At 63.2% G+C, this 24,440-nt stretch carries 20 protein-coding genes, 2 tRNA genes and 1 pseudogene; 5 read left to right on the top strand and 18 right to left on the bottom strand.

Annotated features, from left to right (window positions below):
• Nucleotides 1-5: 5 nt before the first annotated feature.
• The 5 genes from PF66_RS21625 to rluD all read right to left on the bottom strand — a co-directional run bounded on the left by PF66_RS21625 (nucleotide 6) and on the right by rluD (nucleotide 4,858).
• A tRNA-Pro gene (locus tag PF66_RS21625) sits at nucleotides 6-82 on the bottom strand.
• A 9-nt stretch (nucleotides 83-91) separates the two neighbouring features.
• A tRNA-Asn gene (locus tag PF66_RS21620) sits at nucleotides 92-167 on the bottom strand.
• 311 nt (nucleotides 168-478) lie between these two features.
• Complete coding sequence (clpB, locus tag PF66_RS21615) at nucleotides 479-3,043, bottom strand: ATP-dependent chaperone ClpB (protein WP_054059021.1); 2,565 nt, start codon at nucleotides 3,041-3,043, stop codon at nucleotides 479-481.
• A 130-nt stretch (nucleotides 3,044-3,173) separates the two neighbouring features.
• A complete protein-coding gene (gene pgeF / locus PF66_RS21610; protein ID WP_054063786.1) occupies nucleotides 3,174-3,899 on the bottom strand; it encodes a peptidoglycan editing factor PgeF in 726 nt (241 codons plus the stop codon).
• Nucleotides 3,896-4,858 (bottom strand): 23S rRNA pseudouridine(1911/1915/1917) synthase RluD, encoded by a 963-nt coding sequence (gene rluD, locus PF66_RS21605; RefSeq protein ID WP_054063785.1) that lies wholly within the window; start codon nucleotides 4,856-4,858, stop codon nucleotides 3,896-3,898. The genes pgeF and rluD overlap by 4 nt, the downstream gene beginning before the upstream one ends.
• A 150-nt stretch (nucleotides 4,859-5,008) precedes the next feature.
• On the opposite strand from rluD, the gene PF66_RS21600 reads away from it, so the two are divergent.
• The 4 genes from PF66_RS21600 (at nucleotide 5,009) to PF66_RS21590 (ending at nucleotide 9,319) form a co-directional block, all read left to right on the top strand.
• Nucleotides 5,009-6,025 (top strand): outer membrane protein assembly factor BamD, encoded by a 1,017-nt coding sequence (locus PF66_RS21600; RefSeq protein ID WP_054059023.1) that lies wholly within the window; start codon nucleotides 5,009-5,011, stop codon nucleotides 6,023-6,025.
• 135 nt (nucleotides 6,026-6,160) lie between these two features.
• Entirely contained in the window at nucleotides 6,161-6,394 is a 234-nt protein-coding gene (locus PF66_RS32210; RefSeq protein ID WP_081005993.1) for a PP0621 family protein, read from the top strand.
• Nucleotides 6,384-7,973 carry a sensor histidine kinase gene (locus tag PF66_RS21595; RefSeq protein ID WP_054063784.1) on the top strand — a complete coding sequence of 530 codons (1,590 nt, stop codon included), beginning with the start codon at nucleotides 6,384-6,386 and terminating at the stop codon, nucleotides 7,971-7,973. The genes PF66_RS32210 and PF66_RS21595 overlap by 11 nt, the downstream gene beginning before the upstream one ends.
• Before the next feature lie 2 nt (nucleotides 7,974-7,975).
• The gene (locus PF66_RS21590; RefSeq protein ID WP_054063783.1) at nucleotides 7,976-9,319 is read left to right on the top strand and encodes a sigma-54-dependent transcriptional regulator; all 1,344 of its coding nucleotides are present in this window, start codon (nucleotides 7,976-7,978) and stop codon (nucleotides 9,317-9,319) included.
• A 37-nt stretch (nucleotides 9,320-9,356) separates the two neighbouring features.
• Here the strand turns inward: PF66_RS21590 and thiO are convergent, their stop codons facing one another.
• The 7 genes from thiO to PF66_RS21555 are packed head-to-tail and all read right to left on the bottom strand — an operon-like array spanning nucleotide 9,357 to nucleotide 16,197.
• A complete protein-coding gene (gene thiO, locus PF66_RS21585) occupies nucleotides 9,357-10,460 on the bottom strand; it encodes a glycine oxidase ThiO (protein WP_054059026.1) in 1,104 nt (367 codons plus the stop codon).
• A gap of 51 nt (nucleotides 10,461-10,511) precedes the next feature.
• Nucleotides 10,512-10,910 (bottom strand): type IV pilin protein, encoded by a 399-nt coding sequence (locus PF66_RS21580; protein ID WP_054059027.1) that lies wholly within the window; start codon nucleotides 10,908-10,910, stop codon nucleotides 10,512-10,514.
• A 12-nt stretch (nucleotides 10,911-10,922) separates the two neighbouring features.
• Nucleotides 10,923-14,054, bottom strand: a complete 3,132-nt coding sequence (locus tag PF66_RS21575; protein WP_054063782.1) for a pilus assembly protein — start codon at nucleotides 14,052-14,054, stop codon at nucleotides 10,923-10,925.
• Nucleotides 14,041-14,535, bottom strand: a complete 495-nt coding sequence (locus tag PF66_RS21570; protein ID WP_241494411.1) for a pilus assembly PilX family protein — start codon at nucleotides 14,533-14,535, stop codon at nucleotides 14,041-14,043. Before PF66_RS21570 ends, PF66_RS21575 begins: the two co-directional genes overlap by 14 nt.
• An 8-nt stretch (nucleotides 14,536-14,543) precedes the next feature.
• Nucleotides 14,544-15,263, bottom strand: coding sequence for a PilW family protein (locus PF66_RS21565; protein ID WP_054063781.1), 720 nt, complete (start codon nucleotides 15,261-15,263; stop codon nucleotides 14,544-14,546).
• Nucleotides 15,260-15,730 carry a type IV pilus modification protein PilV gene (gene pilV / locus PF66_RS21560; protein WP_054063780.1) on the bottom strand — a complete coding sequence of 157 codons (471 nt, stop codon included), beginning with the start codon at nucleotides 15,728-15,730 and terminating at the stop codon, nucleotides 15,260-15,262. Before pilV ends, PF66_RS21565 begins: the two co-directional genes overlap by 4 nt.
• Complete coding sequence (locus tag PF66_RS21555; RefSeq protein ID WP_054063779.1) at nucleotides 15,730-16,197, bottom strand: GspH/FimT family pseudopilin; 468 nt, start codon at nucleotides 16,195-16,197, stop codon at nucleotides 15,730-15,732. The genes pilV and PF66_RS21555 overlap by 1 nt, the downstream gene beginning before the upstream one ends.
• On the opposite strand from PF66_RS21555, the pseudogene PF66_RS32205 reads away from it, so the two are divergent.
• Nucleotides 16,196-16,729 (top strand): annotated as a pseudogene (locus PF66_RS32205) (GspH/FimT family pseudopilin); the annotation flags it as partial. The gene PF66_RS21555 and the pseudogene PF66_RS32205 overlap by 2 nt on opposite strands.
• A 114-nt stretch (nucleotides 16,730-16,843) precedes the next feature.
• Here PF66_RS32205 and ispH read toward each other — a convergent pair.
• The 6 genes from ispH to murJ all read right to left on the bottom strand — a co-directional run bounded on the left by ispH (nucleotide 16,844) and on the right by murJ (nucleotide 24,243).
• A complete protein-coding gene (gene ispH / locus PF66_RS21545; protein WP_054059034.1) occupies nucleotides 16,844-17,791 on the bottom strand; it encodes a 4-hydroxy-3-methylbut-2-enyl diphosphate reductase in 948 nt (315 codons plus the stop codon).
• Nucleotides 17,792-17,882: 91 nt separating this feature from the next.
• Nucleotides 17,883-18,323 carry an FKBP-type peptidyl-prolyl cis-trans isomerase gene (fkpB, locus tag PF66_RS21540; RefSeq protein WP_192842728.1) on the bottom strand — a complete coding sequence of 147 codons (441 nt, stop codon included), beginning with the start codon at nucleotides 18,321-18,323 and terminating at the stop codon, nucleotides 17,883-17,885.
• A 7-nt stretch (nucleotides 18,324-18,330) separates the two neighbouring features.
• The gene (lspA, locus tag PF66_RS21535; protein ID WP_054059036.1) at nucleotides 18,331-18,846 is read right to left on the bottom strand and encodes a signal peptidase II; all 516 of its coding nucleotides are present in this window, start codon (nucleotides 18,844-18,846) and stop codon (nucleotides 18,331-18,333) included.
• A complete protein-coding gene (ileS, locus tag PF66_RS21530; protein ID WP_054063777.1) occupies nucleotides 18,839-21,670 on the bottom strand; it encodes an isoleucine--tRNA ligase in 2,832 nt (943 codons plus the stop codon). The genes lspA and ileS overlap by 8 nt, the downstream gene beginning before the upstream one ends.
• A complete protein-coding gene (ribF, locus tag PF66_RS21525) occupies nucleotides 21,667-22,617 on the bottom strand; it encodes a bifunctional riboflavin kinase/FAD synthetase (RefSeq protein ID WP_054063776.1) in 951 nt (316 codons plus the stop codon). The genes ileS and ribF overlap by 4 nt, the downstream gene beginning before the upstream one ends.
• Before the next feature lie 87 nt (nucleotides 22,618-22,704).
• Entirely contained in the window at nucleotides 22,705-24,243 is a 1,539-nt protein-coding gene (gene murJ, locus PF66_RS21520) for a murein biosynthesis integral membrane protein MurJ (protein ID WP_054059039.1), read from the bottom strand.
• Nucleotides 24,244-24,440: the final 197 nt, after the last annotated feature.

The raw sequence follows: 24,440 nt of genomic DNA, 5'->3' as shown, positions 1-24,440 counted from the left end.
GAATATGGTCGGGGTAAGGGGATTCGAACTCCTGACATCCTGCTCCCAAAGCAGGCGCGCTACCGGACTGCGCTATACCCCGGTTTGAAATTGGCTCCGTGACCAGGACTCGAACCTGGGACCCAATGATTAACAGTCATTTGCTCTACCGACTGAGCTATCACGGAACAACACATTTCAAGCTACAACTCTAACGCTTCACTCCCATCGCTGGAAGCCTACTCTTCGTCGCTTTCGCATTTCTGCGTTTGCGTCTCTGAGGCGCGTCATTTTACAACCTTTCAACTCTCTGTCAACCCCTAAATTGCTTTCAAGACACTGAATTTGCAATCTTTTTTCTGGAATTCCCTTTGCAGGGAGATCCGGGGATGACCGTGTTGCGGGGCGCACTTTACAAGCCTTTTTCATTGAATTCAACGCCTTGGCGAAAAAAAAGGCCTCGCGATGCGAGGCCCTTCCCTTTCGGCGCTGCCACCAATCAGGCAAAGACGATCTCGTCGTTCTCCACCTGGCCCGTGATGCTGCTCCCCGGCACAAAACGTCCCGACAGGATCAACTGGGCCAGCGGGTTTTCGATCCAGCGCTGGATCGCCCGCTTCAGCGGCCGCGCACCATACACCGGGTCGTACCCCACGGCGATAAGCTTGTCCAACGCCTCGTCACTCAACGTCAGCGTCAGCTCGCGCTCGGCCAGGCGACCCCGCAGGCGGCCCAACTGGATCTCGGTAATACCGGCGATCTGATCCCGCGCCAGCGGCTCGAAGATCACCACTTCGTCGACCCGGTTGATGAACTCCGGCCGGAAATGGCTGCCCAGTGCATCCATGACCGCCGCCCGCTGGGCCTCTCGATCACCGACCAGTTCCTGGATCTGCGTCGAGCCGAGGTTGGAGGTCATCACCACCACGGTATTGCGGAAGTCCACGGTACGACCGTGACTGTCGGTCAGGCGACCATCCTCCAGCACCTGCAGCAGGATATTGAACACATCCGGATGCGCCTTCTCGACCTCGTCCAGCAGGATCACCGAATACGGCTTGCGGCGCACCGCCTCGGTCAGGTAACCACCCTCTTCATAACCGACATACCCCGGAGGCGCACCGATCAGGCGAGCCACGGAGTGTTTCTCCATGAACTCGGACATGTCGATCCGCACCATGGCTTCCTCGGTGTCGAACAGGAATTCGGCCAGGGCCTTGCACAGCTCGGTCTTGCCGACCCCGGTCGGGCCGAGGAACATGAACGAACCGCTCGGGCGATTCGGGTCGGCCAAGCCGGCACGGGAACGCCGTACCGCGTTGGCCACCGCCACCACGGCCTCGCTCTGGCCGATGACGCGCTGATGCAGCAGGCTCTCCATCTTCAGCAGCTTCTCACGCTCGCCCTCGAGCATTTTCGACACCGGGATGCCGGTCCACTTCGATACCACCTCGGCGATCTCTTCCTCGGTGACCTTGCTGCGCAGCAACTGATTCTCGCTGTGACCATGCTGGTCGACCATCTGCAGGCTGCGCTCCAGGTCCGGGATCACCCCGTACTGCAATTCGGCCATGCGATTGAGGTCGCCCTTGCGGCGCGCTGCCTCCAGTTCCTGGCGCGACTGCTCGATTTTCTGCTGGATCTGCGCCGAACCCTGCACCTCGGCCTTCTCCGAGGCCCAGACGTCTTCCAGGTCGGAGTACTCGCGCTCCAGCCGGGCGATGTCCTCCTGGAGTTTTTCCAGGCGCTTGATCGCCGCCTCATCGTCCTCTTTCTTCAGGGCCTGAGCTTCGACCTTGAGCTGGATCAGACGTCGCTCCAGGCGATCGAGCACTTCCGGCTTGGAGTCGATCTCCATGCGGATACGGCTGGCCGCTTCGTCGATCAGGTCGATGGCCTTGTCCGGCAACTGACGATCAGTGATGTAGCGATGGCTGAGCCTGGCCGCCGCGATGATCGCACCGTCGGTGATCGCCACCTTGTGGTGCACTTCATAGCGCTCTTTCAGGCCGCGCAGGATGGCAATGGTGTCCTCCTCGCTCGGCTCGTCCACCAGCACCTTCTGGAAGCGTCGCTCGAGCGCCGCATCCTTCTCTATATATTGACGGTACTCGTTGAGGGTGGTCGCACCGACGCAATGCAGCTCACCGCGGGCCAGGGCCGGCTTGAGCATGTTGCCCGCATCCATCGAGCCCTCGCCCTTGCCGGCGCCGACCATGGTGTGCAGTTCGTCGATGAACAGGATGATCTGCCCTTCCTGCTTCGACAGTTCATTGAGCAGTGCCTTGAGGCGCTCCTCGAACTCACCGCGGTACTTGGCCCCGGCTATCAGCGCGCCCATGTCCAGCGACAGCAGGCGCTTGCCCTTGAGGCCGTCGGGCACTTCACCATTGATGATGCGCTGGGCCAGGCCCTCGGCGATGGCGGTCTTGCCCACACCAGGCTCGCCGATCAGCACCGGGTTGTTCTTGGTCCGCCGTTGCAGCACCTGGATGGTACGGCGAATCTCGTCGTCGCGACCGATCACCGGGTCGAGCTTGCCGTCCTCGGCACGCTTGGTCAGGTCGACGGTGTACTTGTCCAGGGCCTGGCGCGACTCCTCGACGTTGGCGTCATTGACGGCCGCGCCGCCGCGCAGGTTGTTGATCGCGTTCTCCAGGGCCTTCTTGCTGACGCCCTGGCCGAGCAGCAACTTGCCCAGCTTGCTGTTCTCGTCCATGGCGGCGAGCAACACCAGTTCGCTGGAGATGAATTGGTCGCCCTTCTGCTGGGCCAGGCGGTCGGCCTGGTTCAACAGGCGCGCCAGATCCTGCGACATGTTGACGTCGCCGGTGGGATTCTGGATTTTCGGCAGCTTGTCGAGTTCCTTGCTCAATTCCTTGCGCAGGCTGTTGACCTCGAAGCCAACCTGCATCAGCAGGGGTTTGATCGAACCACCCTGCTGTTCCAGCAATGCCTGCAACAGGTGGGTCGGTTCGATGGCCGGATGATCGAGGCCAACGGCCAGGGATTGGGCATCGGACAAAGCCAACTGCAATTTGCTGGTTAATCGGTCTATACGCATTAGTCACCTTCCTTTTGAGCAGGCCGGAGCGATGGACACACCTGAATGGAGAAGCCTGCCAGATGCATTTATAGATACGGGCGATTCTGGGAGTTTCAAGCGCCGAACGATTGACGCAGGTCAGGACAGTCTAGTCGGCGAGCCAGACCAGGGAGGCGAAACGGCCGGTGCGAGGGCTGCGCCGGTAGGAATAGAAGCGTGGATCGGAGACGGTACAGAAGCCGCCACCGTAAACGGCGGTGACCCCACGTGCCGCCAGACGCAGGCGGGCCAGGGCATAGATGTCGGCCATGAAGCGGCCGGCGTTGCAGCTGGGGACGAAGGCCTCGATGGTTTCCGGATGAGTGGCGATGAAGGCTTCGCGCACTTCCGCCCCCACTTCGAACGCCCGGGGACCGATGGCCGGTCCGAGCCAGACCAGAATCTCCGAGGACGCCACGTCGAGGCGGTCGACTGTCGCCTCCAGCACGCCCGCCGCCAGGCCACGCCAACCGGCATGGGCCGCCGCCACCCGGGTGCCGGCACGATCACAGAACAACGCCGGCAGACAGTCGGCGGTCATCGCCGTGCAGGCCACCCCGGGCGTCATCGTCCAACTGCCATCGGCCTCGGCGGTCACCTGCGGATCAGCCTCGACCACCCCCACGCCGTGCACCTGGCGCAGCCAGGCCGGGCGGATGGAAAAGGCGCTATTGAGGCGTCGGCGGTTTTCCGCGACCGCAGCCGGGTCATCCTCGACATGATCGCCCAGGTTCAGGCTGTCGAACGGTGCCTGGCTGACACCACCGGCCCGAGTGGTAACGCAGGACCTGACCCGCGCCGGCGCAGGCCAGTCCGGGATCAGGAAATCGCTCACCCGACGAACGCCTCGCGGTCCTGCTTGAGCAGCGACAGCAGCCAGACGAAATCGTCCGGCAACGGCGACTCCCAGCTCATGCGCTTGCCGGTGGTCGGATGCTCCAGCTCCAGGAACCGCGCGTGCAGTGCCTGGCGCGGGAAGTTCTTCAGCGAGTCGACCATGGTCGGGCTGGCTGCCGGTGGAATCCGGAAACGTCCACCGTAGACAGGGTCACCCACCAACGGGAAATTGATGTGCGCCATGTGCACGCGGATCTGGTGGGTCCGACCGGTTTCCAGCTTCACCCGCACATGGGTATGGGAGCGGAAGCGCTCGAGCACACGATAGTGGCTGACCGCCGGCTTGCCGCCTTCCATCACCGCCATGCGCTGGCGCTGCTGGCCGTGCCGGCCGATCGGGGCATTGATCTTGCCGCCCGCGGTGACCACGCCGATCACGATGCATTCATAGATGCGGCTGACGGTACGGCTCTGCAACTGGGCCACCAGTTGCGTCTGCGCCTGGATGGTCTTGGCCACCACCATCAGCCCGGTGGTGTCCTTGTCGAGCCGGTGCACGATACCGGCACGGGGCACGTTGACGATGTCCGGCACGTGGTGCAGCAGGGCGTTGAGCAGGGTACCGCTGGAATGCCCGGCAGCCGGGTGCACCACCAGGCCCGCCGGCTTGTTGATCACCAGGATATCGTCATCTTCGTAGACGATATCGAGCTCGATGTCCTGGGCCACCCACTCGCCCTGGGCTTCCTGTTCGGCGGTCAGTTCGAGAACGGAGCCGCCGTGGACGATATCGCGCGGGCGGATCACCGCACCATCCACCGTCAGGCGGCCGTCCTTGATCCAGGTGGAAAGGCGCGAGCGCGAATGCTCGGAAAACAGTTGTGCGGCGACTTGATCGAGGCGTTGACCGCCCAGCTCGGACGGCACCTCTGCGCGAAGTTCAATTTTATCGGACATGCTCGGACTGGGCGTCGGCACAGCCTTTGGTTTCGGCTGCGCGCTTGTGGTTAAATACGGCGTCTTTTGCCCCGAGGCTTTCAACGGGGCGTTCATCATAACAGGACGGCTCCGCCCAAGACAGCGGCCGTCATAGGGACGCAAGCCGCCATGCAAGTGAAACACCTGCTGCTGATCGCCATCCTCGCACTGACCGCTGCTTGCTCATCGAAGGAAGTCGTCGACGAAAACCTGAGCGAAGTCGAGCTGTACCAGCAGGCACAGGCCGACCTGGACAACAACAGCTACACCGCCGCCACCGCCAAGCTCAAGGCCCTGGAGTCGCGTTATCCGTTCGGGCGCTATGCCGACCAGGCACAGCTCGAACTGATCTACGCCAACTACAAGAACTCCGAGCCGGAAGCCGCCAAGTCCGCCGCCGAGCGTTTCATCCGCCTGCACCCGCAGCACCCGAACGTGGATTACGCCTACTACCTCAAGGGCCTGACCTCGTTCGACCAGGACGTCGGCCTGCTGGCGCGGTTCCTGCCGCTGGACATGACCAAGCGTGACCCGGGTGCCGCCCGCGACTCCTACAACGAGTTCGCCCAACTGACCAGCCGCTACCCCAACAGCCGCTACGCGCCGGACGCCAAGCAGCGCATGATCTACCTGCGCAACCTGCTGGCGGCCTACGAAATCCACGTGGCCGACTACTACCTGACCCGTCAGGCCTACGTCGCCGCCGCCAACCGCGGTCGCTATGTGGTGGAAAATTTCCAGGAAACCCCTTCGGTCGGCGACGGCCTGGCGGTGATGGTCGAGGCCTACCAGCGCCTGCACCTGGACGAACTGGCGGCCAGCAGCCTGGAAGTGCTGAAGGCCAACTACCCGAACCACCCGAGCCTGGTCGACGGCCAGTTCGTGCCAAGCGTTGCCGAGGCGGACAACCGCTCCTGGCTGAGCAAGGCCACCCTCGGTCTGATCGAGTCGCGTCCTCCGCTGCCTCCGGGAGAAACCCGCGCCAACCAGGACGTGATGAAACAGTTCCAGGACGCCAAGGACGCGATCCCGGCCGACCTGAAGCCGACCGAAAGCGATGCCGCCCAGGAAGAGCAGCATGAGGCCGAAGGCAACAACAGCGACCGTTCGTGGTTCAGCTACATGACCTTCGGCCTGTTCGACTGAGCCAGGGTTGCCTGCCGGAAAAAGAGCCTTTCGAGGCTCTTTTTTTTGCCTTCAGCCCAGGCAGCCGCGATTGCACTGGGCTCATGCCATGAGCTTGGCTAAACTGCCGGATCATTCGCCGAAAAGCTGGTTGCCATGGTTCGTCTACTGTTCTGGATCGCTCTGATCGCTGCTGCCGTATGGTTCTGGCGCAAATTCAAACGGGCCGCAACCGCCAGCCGCCCCGCCGACGAACCCAACGCTGCACCCATGGTGCGCTGTGCCCATTGTGGCGTGCACCTGCCCCGCGACCACGCTCTGAGCCAGCAGCAACAGTGGTATTGCAGCCAGGCTCACCTCGAGCAAGGTCCGGGCCCTCGTGACCGCTGAGACCTTCAGTCTCGGCGGAGCCCAGGCGCAGCGCCTGCTCAGGCTCTACAACCTCTACCGCTTGAGCATCGGCATCGCCCTGGTCCTGCTGATTTCCAGCAGGATGGACGACAAGCTGCTGGAACTGACCGACGGCGAACTGTTTCGCACCGGCAGTTGGATCTACCTGATCCTGAACATCCTGGTGGTGGTGCTGCTGGAAAACCCCAGGCGCCAGGCCCAGGTCTTCAGCCTGGCACTGGCCGACGCGGTGATGCTGTCGGGCCTGTTCTATGCCGCAGGTGGCCCGCCGAGTGGTCTGGGCAACCTGCTGATCGCCTCGGTCGCCATCAGCAACGTGCTGCTGCGCGGCCGCATAGGGTTGCTGATCGCGGCCATTTCAGCCAGCGGCATCATCTACCTGACCTTCTACCTGAGCTTCAGCCTCCCGGCGGCGGCCAACTACTATGTGCAGGCCGGGCTGCTGGGCGTGCTGTGCTTCGCCGCGTCCTTCCTCGTCCAGGGGCTGACCCGCCTGCTGAACGTCAGCGAAACCCTGGCCGAACAACGTGCCAGCGACGTGACCAAGCTCGAAGAGCTCAACGCCCTGATCCTGCAACGCATGCACACCGGCATCCTGGTGCTCGACGCCGAACATCGCGTGCAACTGGTCAACCAGAGCGGGCTGGCGCTGCTGGGCCAGGAGCATCTGCTCGGGCGAGTGATCGACCCCTACTCGCCGGAGCTGATCGCCCGCCTGCGCCTGTGGCAAAGCAACCCGACATTGCGCCCGCAAAGCCTCAAGGTCGAGGGCAGTGACGTGGTCCTGCAGCCCAGCTTCATCGCCCTGCAGCGGGGCGAGCAGCGCCAGACGCTGATCTTCCTCGAAGACCTGTCGAAAATCGCCCAACAGGCCCAACAGCTCAAACTCGCCGCCCTGGGCCGACTGACCGCCGGGATCGCCCACGAAATCCGCAACCCACTGGGCGCCATCAGCCACGCGGCCCAGTTGCTGCAGGAATCGGAGGAACTGCAAGGTCCCGACCGGCGTCTCACGCAAATAATCCAGGACCAGTCCAAGCGCATGAATCTGGTGATCGAGAACGTCCTGCAACTGTCGCGGCGACGCCAGGCCGAGCCACAACTGCTCGACCTGAGCCCCTGGCTGCAGGCCTTTGTCAGCGACTGGCGCGAAAGAGCCGGCCCGGGCCAGCAACTGCACCTGCGGATCGAGAACGATTGGCTGAAGACCCACGCCGACCCGCAGCAAATGACCCAGGTGCTGAACAACCTGCTGGAGAACGGCCTGCGCTACAGCGCGCAGTTGCATGACCAGGCCGAAGTCTGGCTGACCCTGTCGCGCGAGCGCAGGAACGACCTGCCGACGCTCGAGGTCCGCGACAACGGCCCCGGTGTCGCTCCGGAGCAGTTGCAGCACCTGTTCGAACCCTTCTTCACCACCGAAAGCCAGGGCACGGGCCTGGGCCTGTACCTGTCCCGCGAGTTATGCGAAAGCAACCAGGCCCGCCTAGACTATTCAAGGCACGAAGGCGGCAGTTGCTTTCGCATCACCTTCGCACACGTACTTAAACAGAGTTGAGCATGAGCCCACGGCAAAAGGTCCTGATCGTCGATGATGAGCCGGATATCCGCGAACTCCTGGAAATCACTCTGGGCCGGATGAAACTCGACACCCAGAGCGCCCGCAATGTCGGCGAGGCCCGGGAAAAACTCGCCCGGGACCACTTCGACCTGTGCCTGACGGACATGCGCCTGCCGGATGGCACCGGCCTGGAACTGGTACAGCACATCCAGCAGCGCCACCCCCAGGTGCCGGTGGCGATGATCACCGCCTACGGCAACCTCGATACCGCCATCAACGCACTCAAGTCCGGCGCCTTCGACTTCCTCACCAAGCCGGTGGACCTGGCCCGCCTGCGGGAACTGGTGGCCAGTGCCCTGCGGCTGCCGATGGCCGGGCAAAAGCCGACGACCATCGACACCCGTCTTCTGGGCGACTCGCTGCCCATGCGTGCCCTGCGCAAGCAGATCGACAAGCTGGCCCGCAGCCAGGCGCCGGTGTACATCAGCGGCGAATCAGGCAGCGGCAAGGAACTGGTGGCGCGCCTGATCCACGAGCAGGGCCCGCGTGCCGAACGACCGTTCGTGCCGGTCAACTGCGGGGCGATTCCGTCGGAACTGATGGAAAGCGAATTCTTCGGTCACCGCAAGGGCAGCTTCAGCGGTGCGGTCGAGGACAAACCCGGACTGTTCCAGGCGGCCAACGGCGGCACGCTGTTCCTCGACGAGGTGGCGGACCTGCCGCTGGCCATGCAGGTCAAGCTGCTGCGGGCGATCCAGGAGAAGGCCGTACGCAGCATCGGCGGGCAGCAGGAGGAAGTGGTTGATGTGCGCATCCTCTGCGCCACCCACAAGGACCTGAACGCCGAAGTCGCTGCCGAGCGCTTTCGCCAGGATCTGTACTACCGACTGAATGTCATCGAACTGCGCGTCCCGGCCCTGCGTGAGCGCCGGGACGATATCGAGCCACTGGCGGCCAATGTGCTCCAGCGCCTGGCCTCCGGCAGCGGCCAGCCGGCCGCCAGGCTGCACCCGCAGGCGCTGGAAACGCTCAAGGGCTACCGCTTCCCCGGCAACGTGCGGGAACTGGAGAACATGCTCGAACGGGCCTACACCCTCTGCGAAAACGACCAGATCGAAGCCAGCGACCTGCGCCTGGCGGAATCCCCAGGCAACACGGCCGAGGCCGGCGAACCGAGCCTGGCGCAGATCGACAACCTTGAGGACTACCTGGAGAGCGTCGAGCGCAAGCTGATCCTCCAGGCCCTGGAGGAGACCCGCTGGAACCGCACGGCGGCGGCCCAGCGCCTGAGCCTCTCATTTCGTTCGATGCGCTATCGCCTGAAGAAACTGGGGCTGGACTGACGCCTCGCCCATTCGCGGCGGGCCGGCGTCCCGATCCCTACAGAAGGCGCTCCGCAGGGGCATATGGCGCCGGATCAATGATCGGCTCGCGCCCCAGCAGCAGGTCGGCAAACAGCTGACAGGACGCCGGCGCCAACACCAGGCCATTGCGATAGTGCCCACAGTTGAGCCAGAGCCCCTCGAAACCGGGCACCGGCCCGATAAAGGGAATGCCCTCCGGCGACCCTGGCCGCAACCCGGCCCAGTGGGCAACCGGCTCCATACCCGCCAGCGCCGGAATCAACTCCACCGCCGACGCCTTCAGGCTGTCCAGCGCGGACAAGGTCGGCGTCTTGTCGAACCCTTCGTGCTCCAGGGTGCTGCCGATCAGAATATGCCCGTCACGCCGCGGGATCGCATAACGCCCCTTGGCCAGGATCATGCTGGGCAGGAAGTCCGCGGCACACTTGTAGAGGATCATCTGGCCCTTGACCGGCTCGACCGGCAGTTCCAGCCCCAGGTTCTTCAACAGCTCGCCACTCCAGGCACCGGCGGCCAGGACCACCTGCTCGGCATGCAGCTCACCCAGCGACGTGTGCACGCCGATCACTTTCTCGCCGTCGCGAATGAAGTCGCGGGCTTCGCAATGCTCATGGATCGTGACGTTGGGCAACGCCTGCAAGGCCGCCTTGAGCGACTTCACCAGCCGCGGGTTACGCACGTTGGCGACATGGGCCATATGGATCGCCCGGGAGTAGCCCTCCCCCATCACCGGTACCGCATCGCGAACCGCCGAGATGTCGACGCGGCTCAATGGACGTTGCTCACGCTCGGCCCAGGCCAGGGCTTCGGCCTCATCATCGAGGTCCAGCCAGTAAAGGCCGGTGACATGGACCTGCGGGTCGACCCCGGTACTGGCGAACAACCGCTCGCCCAGCTGTGGATAAAAATCCTGCGACCAATGGGCCAGGGCCGTGACGGCCGCACTGTAGCGCCACGGGTACAACGGCGAGACGATCCCACCGCCGGCCCAGGAAGACTCCTGGCCCAGGCCTGCGCGATCGAGCAGCACCACCCGATCGACACTCGCCGCCAGATTGAAGGCGGTCAACAAGCCGATCACCCCGCCCCCCACGATTATCACTTGCTGCTGCCTGCTCATCTCTTGATCCAAACCTGTGGGGAGCGCGCCCAGTCGCCCCCTGAAAAACAATCAGCGCCCCCAACAGTCCTTTGTCGTCACACCTGAGCTGGCGCCCGGGTTGCTACGTGCCCCCGTCTGGGTAATCGTGAAGCCGCCACACTTGTCACCCACCATCATCGAACCTGCCGACGCCGTCGCCGTCAGGGTGAAATCCTGGGCGTTCAAGGTAGACGCAATCGAGTAGTAGCTGTTCCCGGTGGAGACTACGGCATTCGTATAAAAACCGTTCCTCGAATAGTAACGCTCCAGATTCTGCGCCTGCTCCGAGAGCAGTCCGGCAATCTCCGTACGGTGGGTACGCTTGGAGTACTCGATGTAACTGGGATACGCCACCGCCGCAAGGATACCGACAATGGCCACGACAATCATGAGTTCGATCAAGGTGAAGCCTTTGGCTGCCTGCTTCATACACGCTCTTCCCTATTGGATTTGTCGCCACATGATCCGTCGACTGCCGCCACCGCCCTTTTCCGCCATGGAGGTGGTGCCGCCGCTGGAGTCACTGAAGATTTTGGTCTGGGCCCCACTGCCCCCCATGATGCCGGTCAGATTCGGGATGGAGGAAAAGTTGAACCCGCTCGAACGCAGGTCGCTGCTGTTGACGACCCCGTCGCCATTGGTGTCGAGCACCGCGTAGCTGAGCATTTTCCCGGTGAACGCATCGAGCTCCACCACCCGACCGGTACCGAAGCTGGCACAGGGATCGGTGGTATCGACGGCGGCGGTGGTGAAGACGACTCGCCCCAGGGTCGTACGCGCCGGATAGATCACCCGCTCGCCGGTGGCCACATTGTTGTAGATCAGCGGCAGGTACCAGCCGCTCTGTGCCGGATAAACCACCGGGTTCTCGCTGGTGGTGATGAACTGGGTGCCATTGGAGGTGAATACCCCGGTAATCGACTGGGCCACCAGGCTGCTGACGGTAATCCTGCCCGCCCCGCCATCGGCATCCCATATCCCGTAGAAAGCCTGCAGGTCCTTGCTCAACTTGTCTGCGGTCTCATTGAACTTCCCGGTACCGAAAAACACCATCTTGCCGTTGAGCGGATGGTCGACCAGCAGCGGCTGCGCGGTGATCGGCTGGGTGGCGCCACCGGGCGCGGTAAACAGCGGCGAGCCAGCAAAGGCCAGCCCCCAGCTATTGATCGCGGTGGAACTCAGGTCGAACTTCCACATACGCCCCTTGAGATCACCGCCATACGCGGCCTGGACCACATTCTGGGCATTCACTTTCAGCTTCACCGAGGACAGGCCATTGGTGGTTTCGCTGCTGTCGACCACGATTTTCCTGATCAGCGAACCGTCGCGGATATCGACGATGTACAACGCCGCGACACCGGAGTTGCTGCCATAGCCGTTGGCGATGAACGCCGCCCAGCGGCCATCGGGCAATCGGGCGACTTCGGGCTTGGCGTAGGCGTAGCCGATATCGTTCAACGGGTTGCTGGTATCCGCCGTATCGGGGGCGCGCAATTCCCAAAGGGCGTTGTAGGCGTTGCCCAGCGTGGCATCGAACAACTGCACGGCAAAGAATGCCTTGCCACCTGCCCCCACCCCACCCAGCGCCACGGTCTTCCAGGCGTTGTTGTTGAACTGCGCATCGAATACGCCGACCTGACCGTCATTGAGGAATTTGTGGCTGGTGCCGTTGATGTAGGCCGGGTCGGCAATGAAATGCAGCGATGGCAGCACACTGCTGGGCATGTAGGCGTACACCCGGGCACCGCTGCTCGAATTGATCACGCTCATGAAGCCATCGTTGCCATTGACCACCAGGTTGCTGTTCATCCCGCTGGCCTTGGTGCTCAGGTAGGCGCTGTAGCTGCTGTCGCCCACCAGGTCGGAAGCGGTCTGCTCCGTGGGCGAGGCCACCACCAGGGGCGAGTTGATGATATCGCCGAGCAGCCTCGTACGTGTCTTCAGCCCGGTCTTGTTGGTGCCCTTGCTCCATTCCACCAGGTCGTTGCCGACGATCCCGGTCGGCAGGCCCTGGTTGAGCGCAGCGCGTTGCGTCGTGGAAAAGTTGTTGAACGCCAGGGCAACCACCGCATTGCTCGTGGTATTCCATGACTGATACAGGGGCGCGGTGGAGCTGGTCCTGATGGTGGTGTCGGTGCTCCAGTTCAGCAAGGCGGTATTGACCGTGCCATTGCTGTTGAAACCGTACGACTTGATCGTACCGCGCCAATCCGCCGGGTCGTAGCCGGTCTGGAAGTAACTGGCGCTCGTGGAAGCGGTACCGGCAATGGCCGAACCACCACCGCCGGAGCCGGCCTTGGAGGTGATGTCGCTGAAGGCTGCGGACAGCGCGGTGCTCAAACCGGCGCTGTCGATCGCCTGGTAGTACCTGCCCTGCCCATAGTTGGCGGCATCGGAGAGCATCTGGTTGGACGCCGTGAATCCTACCGTGTAGGTGCTCATGTTCTGTTTCGGAAAATCGGCGCTGTCCCAGCTCTTGCCCGCGGCATCGGTTCCGGATGAACGCATGTCGATGTCATAGGCAAACTTGGCAATATCATCGAGGTACAGGCTGTCGCCCTCGCCATCCCCGCCCGTGGGGTTGTCACCATCGTTGTTTTTCCCGTCCCAGTTGGGCAACCTGTTCGTCCCCTGGGCCAGGGGATCATTCGACGGAAACGTCCGGTCGTAGGTCGGCAACCCGTCGGTTATCACCACGCCGTAGTTCTTCTGGCAGCGGTACTGGATAGGGCTGGTGTAGGTGCTCGGCGAGGCGTTGTAGTAAGGCGCCATGCCACGAAAGTAGCGAGTGATCTCGTAGTAGGTTTCCGCCAGCGGCGTGTTGGCAATCGCGCTCAGGCCATTGATGGAGCTGATCAACGAGTTGTAGTTGGTGTTCGCCTGGGTCTGGGTCACCGAGCCACTGACGGGTGACAGATCAGCGACCGAACGGACGATATAGCCGCCAGGACCGGGATCGCCGAAGGACGGTGGATTGAAGGTCGCCAGGCCGATGCGCAGCGAACGGTTCTGCGTCACCAGGGTCTTGGAGACCTCCCGCGCGACGTTGATGCGATAGTCGTTGGGTACCAGCGTACCGGTGGTGAAGTCGGTGTTCACCCCGTTGGCCTTCCTCAGCAGATAGGCCAGGTAGGCCGTCGAATAGCGGGTATTGCCGCCCCCCACAGGATCAGGCAGGCGCAGGCAGATGGGCGACTGCAGCAGCCCCCTGTAGAAGCCATACCAGTTGCCGCTCAGGGAGCAGCCGCCCCGATAGAGGTTGCCAACGAAGATATTGGTATCGTCAGCGTCCAGCGTTTGCGCGCCAAGACACAGGAAGTCCGAGTTGCAGTTCGCGACACTCCCCCAGTTCGCATTGGGGTCGAAGTCGGTCGCCCAGATGATGCTGTTCATACTGCCGGAGTCGTCGACCAGCAACATGACGTTGGGAGCAACGGCTGCCGCGCTCAGCAGAGGAGCGTCCGCGGGGGTAAAGGCGTAGGCCGGCGCACCGAGATACAGCCCCAGCAAGGCCCCCGCCGCCACTCTCAGGCAACGCCGGGCCCAACTGTCGCGAGGTCTAGTACTTGGCATAGATGCTCTCCAGAACCGTACGCGAATTGCCCGAAATGGCGACTGCGGTGATGCGATACAGGGTCGCGGAAGTGTTGCTCGGCAGGCCGACCGCCGTCATCGAGGTTCCGATGTTCTGTACCCCATAGAAGCCGCTGCCCGCCGCCACCCAGATCACCCCCGATGTGGGGTCCGTCTGCGCCGCCACCAGGGTCGCGGACTCGGGGGGTGGCGCACAGCGGACGACCGTGGTGCAGACCGCCAGCGAGTAATTGCTCTGCTGAACCGCATTCTCGCCCATCCGCAGGACGGCCTCGGCGGTCTGGAAGGAGGTGTTGCGCAGGGTCACGCTACCGGCCATTTTTTCCTGCAACGTCGCACTTTGCATGGAGGAAATGCCGATCAGGGTCAACAGCAGGAGAAACACCAGGCTGACCAGCAACGCCATGCCGCCCTGCTGTCCGCGGCATCTATGGGTTGGGTCTTGCCGTGAGAGATTCATGCTCGCACCTACTGAAGCCGGTTTCGCAAGGCGGCCACCGCCGTGAAGGTCTGGTTTCTGACCCGATTGCTCGGGTCGGAGAGGGTGATGCTCAGCCGAACGCTGCGGATGGTGGCCGGATCGCTGGGGTTGCTGTTGTAATTGAGCACGGCGGTGTCGGTGGCATTGGCGGCCACACCGAACTTCACGTCGAAGGCCGCGACATTGTTGACCAACGCCGCCCCCGTGCCGGCCCCCGTCCCTGCCAGCAGCAATAGCTGGTTGCCGGCATAGGTGTAGGTCAGTTTACGAATGGGGAACGCCTGCTGCCCACTGGGTGCCACCGCTGCTCCGGTGTAGGCCGTGGCGGTGGTGCGACAATCGGACGTGATCGTCCAGGTGGGTACGCCGCCCCCGGTGCCAATATCAGCCGTTACCAGAACCAGCGACTTGTTGGCATTGTTCCAGGAGATCGGGGTAGCGGCATTCGTGGCAAAGGTGGCGGGGTTGCTCCCATCGACGATCGCCGCGGTGGTGAGGCAGCCGAACATCCCGACCATGCGGATTTCCTGAATCATCTTGCTCAGGATGAAACGCGCATCCTCCTGCATCCCGGCTGCCGCGTTCTGGCTGGCGTAGGTGTTCCTGGCGGAGAGGAATATCTGGGTGATGCCTGCCACGATCACCAGGCCGAGAACGAGGGCGATCATCAGCTCGACCAGGCCAAAGCCCCTGGGCAGCCTTTTCATGGCGTCACCACGGGGTCGGTGGCCACCCGGCTGGTCAGGACAAAGGTGCGGGTCGGCGCATTCGCCGTCGTCGCATCATCGGCGCGCTTGTCGCCCCAGCCAATGGTGATGGTCACTACCCGGTTGTTGACCGCAATGCTGCCACTGCCATCCGTCGCGGCAAAGTTGTTGATGTTGTTCTTGAAATCGTAGAGGTCGGCATCCCGGGCCGCGGTGGAACCCGCCGTTGCCGTGATGCCCTGCAGGTTGCTCACGGCGTAGTTCGCGTCGGGATTCGCGCGGATACGGTCGAGCATGTCATAGGCGATGAAACTGGCCTGGCTGGTCATCATCGAGCTGTCGGTGTACTTCAGCGCGTTGAGCTGGATGGCCGCCGCGCCCAGCAGGCCGACGGCGAGAATCAGCAGCGACACCATGACCTCGATCAGGGTCAGGCCAGCCTGCCTTGCACCAATGGTTCCTGGCATCAGCAACTCCCCAGGACGATCTTGCCGTTCAGGCAGACATTCACGGTTCGGGTCTGTGCGCCGAGGGTGTAGACAAAGGTCGCGGCTGCGGACACCCCGCCCAGGTTGTTGAAATCCAGGCTGCTGATCCCGGCCGTCACGTTCAGCGTAGCCCCACTGCTCATCAGCGGAATCACCTGGTAATAGTTGGTACGGCCTGCCGCATCATCAGCCACCGACATCACCACCAGTTCGCTGGTCCACGCGCTGTTGAGTACCCTGGGGCGGATACGCGTGCTGATCCCCCGGTCGATCGCCTCCAGGCGCGCATAACTGAGCCCCCGCATCAGATCGTTGACCTCGGTATCGGCCTTGGATCGGTCGACGGAGCTCTTATAGGATGGCAACGCAATCGCCGCGAGAATCGCGAAGACCACAACAGCTACCATCAGCTCGACCAGCGTAAATCCCTTATTACCACTGTCCATGGCGTACCTCTCGAGTACCTGGACTATAACTGGCTCTACAACCTGGAACATTCGTCGCCGGGACGTACGGTTGTTTTCTCGGGATCAACGCGAAGTCTGTCACCCCGGCCTCTCCAAGGAGGGAGAGTTCATGCATCAACGGGGCTTGAGCCTGGTGGAGCTATTGGCCGTACTGGTGGTTATCGCCCTCCTGGCAAGGCTGGCGGGGCCGTCATTCGGCGAATGGCTCGCCTCACAACGTCGTCAACTGTCCGCCGAACAGCTCGCCCTCGGCCTGCAAACGGCCCGCACCGAGGCGATCCTGCGCAACCAGGCCGTGGTCATCCACGCACTGAACGATGACTGGAGCCAGGGCTGGCGCATCATTCTCGACCTGAGCGGCCAGGGGCCCGAAGACGAGAACAATCCAACCCTGATCGAACGACAGGACAGCAGCGCCGGACCGATTGTCGGCAATCAGCACGTAAGAAGTTTCGTCCGGTTCTCATCGATCGGTGCGCCGACCAACGACGGCGTGGCAGGCGGCACCCTGCACATCTGCGCCAGGGACAAGCCCCTGAGCCAGCACCGCGTGGTGCTCGCCAGGACAGGTCGGGTCAGGCTCGAAACAGGTGAGAAGCAGGAGGCGCTCTGCGGCGCCTCCGACTCAGGGGAGCGTGCGAACGCGCAGTTCCTTGGGCATGGAGAAGGTGATGTTCTCCTCGCGGCCGGCCAGCTCATCGGCACCGGTCGCGCCCCAGGCCTGAAGCTGCTGGATCACGCCGCGTACCAGCACTTCGGGGGCCGATGCGCCGGCGGTGATGCCGATCCGCTCGACACCGTCGAACCAGCTGCGCTGCATGTCCTCGGCACCGTCGATCAGGTAGGCCGGGGTCGACATGCGCTCGGCCAGCTCACGCAGGCGATTGGAGTTGGAACTGTTCGGGCTGCCCACCACCAGCACCACATCGCACTCGTCGGCCAATTGCTTGACCGCATCCTGGCGGTTCTGCGTGGCGTAGCAGATGTCGTCCTTGCGTGGCCCGCCGATGGCAGGAAAACGCGTGCGCAGTGCATCGATGACCCGACTGGTGTCGTCCATCGACAGGGTGGTCTGGGTCACGAAGGCCAGTTTGTCGGGATTGCGGACCTGCAGCGCGGCGACGTCCTTCTCGTCCTCCACCAGGTAGATCGCACCACCGTTGCTGGCGTCGTACTGGCCCATGGTGCCTTCCACTTCCGGGTGGCCGGCATGGCCGATGAGGATGCATTCACGACCGTCGCGGCTGTAGCGCGCCACCTCGATATGCACCTTGGTCACCAGCGGACAGGTGGCATCGAAGACCTTCAGGCCACGCCCGGCCGCTTCGCTGCGCACGGCCTGGGAAACACCATGGGCACTGAAGATGACGATGACGTCGTCCGGCACCTGGTCCAGCTCTTCGACGAAGATGGCACCACGGGCGCGCAGGTCTTCGACGACGAATTTGTTATGTACCACTTCGTGACGCACATAGATCGGCGGACCGAAGACCTCCAGGGCCCGGTTGACGATTTCGATCGCCCGGTCCACACCGGCGCAGAAGCCACGGGGGTTGGCGAGTTTGATTTGCATGCTGTGCCTCGTGTCTTGCGCGCAAGGGTTGGATCATTCCGACCGGTTGCACGGTCGGTCGCCGGCAAGCCGGCCTTTACAGGATAGAACTTCAGGACAGCGCCTTGACCTCGATGATCTCCACCTCGAAGGTCAGCACCTTGCCGGCCAGCGGGTGGTTGAAGTCGACGGTCACCTGGGCGTCATCGAACGCCTTCACCACACCCGGCAGCTCGGTATTGGCGGCATCGTTGAAGATCACCAGCAGGCCTTCCGACAGTTCCATGTCCTGGAACTGCGAGCGTGGCATGATCTGCACGTTCTGTGGATTGGGCTGACCAAAGGCATTTTCCACCGGGATGGTCAGGCTGCGCTTGTCGCCAGCCTTGAAGCCGAACAGCGCAGCCTCGAAACCGGGCAACAGGCTGCCATCACCGACCTTGAAGGTCGCCGGCGCCTTGTCGAAGGTGCTGTCGACGGTGTCGCCGTTCTCCAGGCGCAAGGCGAAATGCAGGGTGACCTGGGTGTTCTGACCGATCCGTTGCTCAGCCACTGCGTGTTCAGTCATGAACGGGTTCTCCGGACTTTTTGCTCTTGAACATGTCCAGCGCCAGCATCACCGCGCCCACGGTAATGGCGCTGTCGGCAAAGTTGAACGCCGGGAAGTACCAGCGGTTCTGCCAGTGCACGAGAATGAAGTCGATGACATGGCCCAGTGCCATGCGATCGTAGAGGTTGCCCAGCGCCCCACCCAGCACCAGCGACAGGGCGATGGCCAGCCAGGTCTCGTTGCGCCCCAGGCGCTTGAGCCAGACCACCAGCACCGCACTGACCACCACCGCGATCAGGGCGAACAGCCAGCGCTGCCAGCCGGAACTCTCGGCCAGGAAGCTGAAGGCCGCGCCGGTGTTGTACGCCAGGGTCCAGCTGAAGTAGTCGGGAATGATCACGATCTGCTGGTACAGGGTCAGCGAGCTTTCGAAGTGGAACTTGCTGGCCTGGTCGATGACCAGCACCAGCAGGCTCAACCACAGCCAGCCCAGGCGGCCGAAACGGCCGGCACTGGCATTAGGCATAGTGACGCACCTCGCCTTCGCCGCTGATGTTGTCGACGCAACGGCCGCAGATTTCCGGATGCTCCGGGTTCACCCCGACATCCTCGCGGCAGTGCCAGCAACGGGCGCACTTGGCGTGGCCGGACTTGACCACCTTGAGCTTCAGGCCCGGCACCTCGGTGACCACCGCATCCGCCGGGGCCAGCGCCAGGGGCGCGACCGTCGCGGTGGAGGTGATCAGCACGAAGCGCAGTTCGTTGCTCAGCTTGTCCAGGTCGGCGACCAGCGCCTCTTCGGCGAACAGGGTCACTTCGGCCTGCAGGTTGCCGCCCACCGCCTTCGCGGCGCGCTGCACTTCCAGTTCCTTGTTGACCGCGACCTTGACCGCCATGATCCGCTCCCAGTAGTCGCGACCCAGCTCGAAGCCTTCCGGCAGTTCGCTGAGGCCTTCGTACCAGGTGTTGAGCATGACCGATTCGTTGCGCTCGCCCGGCAGGTACTGCCACAGCTCGTCGGCGGTGAACGCCAGGATCGGCGCGATCCAGCGCACCAGCGCCTCGGAGATGTGGAACAGCGCGGTCTGGCAGGAGCGCCGGGCCTTGCTGTTGGCGCCGGTGGTGTACTGGCGGTCCTTGATGATGTCGAGGTAGAAACCGCCCAGCTCCTGCACACAGAAGTTGTGCACCTTGGAGTACACGTTCCAGAAGCGGTACTCACCGTAGTGCACTTCCAGCTCGCGCTGCAGCAGCAGGGTGCGGTCCACGGCCCAGCGATCCAGGGCGAGCATTTCCTCGGCCGGGACGATATCGGTGGCCGGGTTGAAGCCGCTCAGGTTGGAGAGCAGGAACCGTGCGGTGTTGCGGATACGCCGGTAGGCGTCGGCGCTGCGCTGCAGGATCTGGTCAGAGACGGCCATCTCGCCCGAATAGTCGGTCGAGGCGACCCACAGGCGCATGATGTCGGCCCCCAGGGTGTCGTTGACCTTCTGCGGCGCGATCACGTTGCCCAGGGACTTGGACATCTTGCGGCCGGCCTCGTCGACGGTAAAGCCGTGGGTCAGCAGCTCGCGGTACGGCGCATGGTTGTCGATGGCGCAGCCGGTCAGCAGGGACGAGTGGAACCAGCCGCGGTGCTGGTCCGAACCTTCCAGGTAGAGGTCGGCACGCGGGCCGTTCTCGTGGCCGACCGGGTGCGAACCGCGCAGTACGTGCCAGTGGGTGGTGCCCGAGTCGAACCAGACGTCGAGGGTGTCGCTGATCTTGTCGTACTGCGCAGCCTCGTCACCGAGCAGCTCGGCGGCATCCAGCTTGAACCAGGCCTCGATACCCTCTTTCTCGACGCGCTGGGCCACCTGCTCCATCAGTTCGACGGTGCGCGGGTGCAGCTCGCCGCTTTCCTTGTTCAGGAAGAACGGGATCGGTACGCCCCAGTTGCGCTGGCGGGAGATGCACCAGTCCGGACGGTTGGCGATCATCGAGTGCAGGCGCGCCTGGCCCCAGGCCGGAACGAACTGGGTGTCCTCGATGGCCTTGAGCGAACGCTCGCGCAGGGTGTCGCCAGAGGCCGGCGCCTTGTCCATGCCAATGAACCACTGCGCGGTGGCGCGGTAGATCAGCGGGGTCTTGTGGCGCCAGCAGTGCATGTAGCTGTGGCTGATGGTCTCGGTGTGCAGCAGCGCACCGACTTCGGCGAGTTTTTCGACGATGGCCGGGTTGGCCTTGAAGATGAACTGGCCGCCGAAGAACTCCAGGGACTCGACATACACACCGTTGCTCTGCACCGGGGTGAGGATGTCATCGTTGGACATCCCGTAATGCTTGCAGCTCTTGAAGTCGTCCTCGCCATAGGCCGGGGCGGAGTGAACCACGCCGGTACCGGCACCCAGCTCGACATACTCGGCCAGATACAGAGGCGACAGGCGATCATAGAACGGATGACGGAAGTTGATCAGTTCCAGGGCCTGGCCCTTGGCAACCGCCACTACCGAACCTTCCAGCTTGTAACGCGCCAGGCAGGACTCGACCAGTTCCTCGGCCAGCACCAACAGGCGGTCACCGACATCCACCAGCGCGTAGTTGAACTCCGGATGAACGTTCAGCGCCTGGTTGGCCGGGATGGTCCACGGGGTGGTGGTCCAGATCACGATCGAAGTCGGCTTGCCCAGCGACGGCAGGCCGAACGCGGCGGCCAGCTTGTCCTGGTCGGCGATCGGGAAGGCCACGTCGATGGTCTGGGACTTCTTGTCCTGGTATTCGACTTCGGCTTCGGCCAGGGCCGAACCGCAATCGAAGCACCAGTTCACCGGCTTGAGGCCCTTGAACACGAAGCCGCCCTTGACGATTTCGGCCAGGGCGCGGATTTCACCGGCCTCGTTCTTGAAGTCCATGGTCTTGTAGGGGTTGGCGAAGTCGCCCAGCACGCCCAGGCGGATGAACTCGGACTTCTGCCCCTCGATCTGCTCGCTGGCATAGGCGCGGCACAGTTCGCGGGTCTTGTCCGCGCCCAGGTTCTTGCCGTGGGTCACTTCGACCTTGTGTTCGATCGGCAGGCCATGGCAGTCCCAACCCGGCACATAGGGGGCATCGAAGCCGGCCAGGGTCTTGGAGCGGACGATCATGTCCTTGAGAATCTTGTTCAGCGCGTGACCGATGTGAATCGTGCCGTTGGCGTAGGGAGGACCGTCGTGAAGGATGAACTTCGGACGATCCTTGCCAATCTCGCGCAACTTCCCGTACAGGCCAATGCTGTCCCAGCGCTGCAGAATCTGAGGTTCGCGCTGTGGCAGGCCGGCCTTCATCGGGAAGGCGGTGTCCGGGAGGTTAAGCGTGGCTTTGTAGTCGGTCATTTCAGGCTCTTTGTAAGCGGTGAACCCTGCCAGTGGGCACGGGCGGCGGCGACGTCCGCATTGATCGCCGTCTTGAGCGCCTCCAGGGAGGCGAATCGCTGCTCATCGCGCAGCTTGTGGTGGAAAACCACCGTCAAACGCCGGTTATACAGATCACCGGCAAAATCCAGCAGATGCACTTCCAGGTGGGCATTGCCATCACCTGCTACCGTAGGCCGCACGCCAATATTGGCGACACCCGGCCACGGCTGGCCGTCGATCTCGACACTGGCCAGGTAGACCCCGGTCAATGGCACGCGACGGCGCTTGAGCTGTACGTTGGCCGTTGGCGTGCCCAGTTGGCGCGCCAGTTTCTGCCCATGCAGCACCCGCCCGGCGATCCGGAACGGACGCCCCAGCAGGCGTTCGGCCAAGGGGAAATCGGCCGCCGCCAGGGCATTACGCACCTGGGTGCTGCTGACCCGCAGGCCATCGAGTTCGACGGTCTGTGCCGCCTCGACGGTAAAGCCACTGGCCTTGCCGGCCTGTAGCAGGAAATCGAAATCACCGGCACGGTCGCAGCCGAAACGGAAGTCGTCACCGACTTCCAGGTGCTGTACGCCCAGGCCGTCGACCAGGATGGTGTCGACGAACTCGGCGGCGCTGAGCTTGCTCAGGCGCTGGTTGAACGCCAGGCACAGTACCCGGTCGACGCCTTCGGCAGCCAGCAGCTGCAGCTTGTCGCGCAAGCGCGCCAGGCGCGCCGGCGCCGTCTGCGGGGCAAAAAACTCGCGCGGTTGCGGTTCGAAAATCACCACGCAGCTGGGCACCCCCAGCTCCCGCGCACGCTCGCGCAGCCGGGCCAGGATAGCCTGGTGACCACGATGAACACCGTCAAAGTTGCCAATGGTGGCGACACAGCCCCGGTGCCGGGGACGCAGGTTGTGGAGGCCTCGAACCAGTTGCATAACGCGCTTCTTGCTCATAAAGTGGCCGATTATAACCATACCCGGCCGAGCTTAGTACCCGTCATGCGTCGACATCCGTTGCGCCGGTTACATCAACGATTTGCGGTTGAAGTGGCGCAGGCGCAGCCCCATCAGCAGCAGCATGCCGAAGTAGGCCACCACACCCGCCACCACCAACGCCCCCAGGCGCAGGAAGCGCTCGAGCATATGCCCCTGGTCCCACGCCGGCATGACATGCATCAGCCCCAACAGCACCGCCGACATCACGCCAACGGCAACCACCAGTTTCAACAGGTACAGCCCCCAGCCCGCCTGGGCGACGAACAGTTTCTGCCGGCGCAACTGCCAGAACAGCAGACCGGCATTGAGGCAGGCGCCACCACTGATGGCCAGCGCCAGCCCGGCGTGGGCCAACGGGCCGACCAGGGCCAGGTTGAGCAACTGGGTGACCGTCAGGGTGAAGATCGCGATCTTCACCGGCGTGCGAATGTTCTGCTGGGCATAAAAGCCCGGCGCCAGCACCTTGATCATGATGATCCCCAGCAGGCCGACCGAGTAGGCGATCAGCGCCCGCTGGGTCATGGACGCATCGAAGGCGCTGAACTGGCCGTACTGGAACAGCGACACCGTCAGCGGCTCGGAAAGGATCGCCAGCGCCAGCGAGCACGGCAGCACCAGCACGAAACACAGGCGCAGGCCCCAGTCGAGAATCCGCGAGTACTCGTGACGATCCTTGTTGGCGTAGGTCTTGGACAGGATCGGCAACAGGATGGTGCCCAGCGCCACGCCCAGCACACCGGAGGGCAGTTCCATGAGGCGGTCGGCGTAATACATCCAGGATACCGACCCCGCCACCAGGAACGAGGCGAAGATCGTATTGATGATCAGCGAAATCTGGCTGACCGACACCCCGAGGATCGCCGGCAGCATCTGCTTCATCACCCGCCACACACCACTGTCGCGCAGGTTGATGCGCGGCAGCACCAGCATGCCGATCTTCTTCAGGTGCGGCAGTTGGTAGAGCAACTGGGCCAGGCCACCCGCCAGTACCGCCCAGCCCAGCGCCATCACCGGTGGGTCGAAGTAGGGAGTCAGGAACAGGGCAAAAATGATCATGCTGATATTCAGCAGCGTCGGCACGAACGCCGGGACCGAGAAACGGTTCCAGGTGTTGAGGATCGCCCCGGCCAGGGACGATAGCGAGATCAGCAATATATAAGGAAAAGTCACCCGCAACAGGTCGGAGGTCAGCCTGAACTTCTCCGGCGTATCGGCAAAGCCGGGCGCGGTCGCCCAGATCACCCACGGCGCGGCGAGCATGCCCAGCGCCGTCACCAGGGCCAGCACCAGGGTCAGCAGGCCGCTGACATAGGCGATGAAGGTCCGGGTCGCCTCCTCGCCCTTCTGGCTCTTGTACTCGGCCAGGATCGGCACGAACGCCTGGGAAAAGGCCCCTTCGGCGAAAATCCGTCGCAGCAGGTTGGGCAGCTTGAAGGCGATGAAGAAGGCGTCGGTCGCCATCCCCGCGCCAAAGGCCCGGGCGAGGATGGTGTCGCGAACGAAGCCCAGCACCCGGGAAAGCATCGTGATGGAACTGACGGCAGCCAACGACTTGAGCAGATTCATTGAAAAATTGTGCGCCCTTGAATGAAGAAGCAGGCGAATATGGCGCCCGGCTGTGCGATACTCCGCGCCGCAACAGCACAGAGCCAAAGCTCGCGAGTTTACAGGTCGTACGCCGGAAAGAAACATCCGAAGCGCCACATCGACCACTCGGCGGAGCGCGTCGTTCGCCCTTGACAAGACTTCAACTCATCGGCATG

Source organism: Pseudomonas asplenii (genome assembly GCF_001293465.1).
GTDB lineage: Bacteria > Pseudomonadota > Gammaproteobacteria > Pseudomonadales > Pseudomonadaceae > Aquipseudomonas > Aquipseudomonas fuscovaginae_B.
This window is presented reverse-complemented; position numbering and strand designations above follow the sequence as displayed.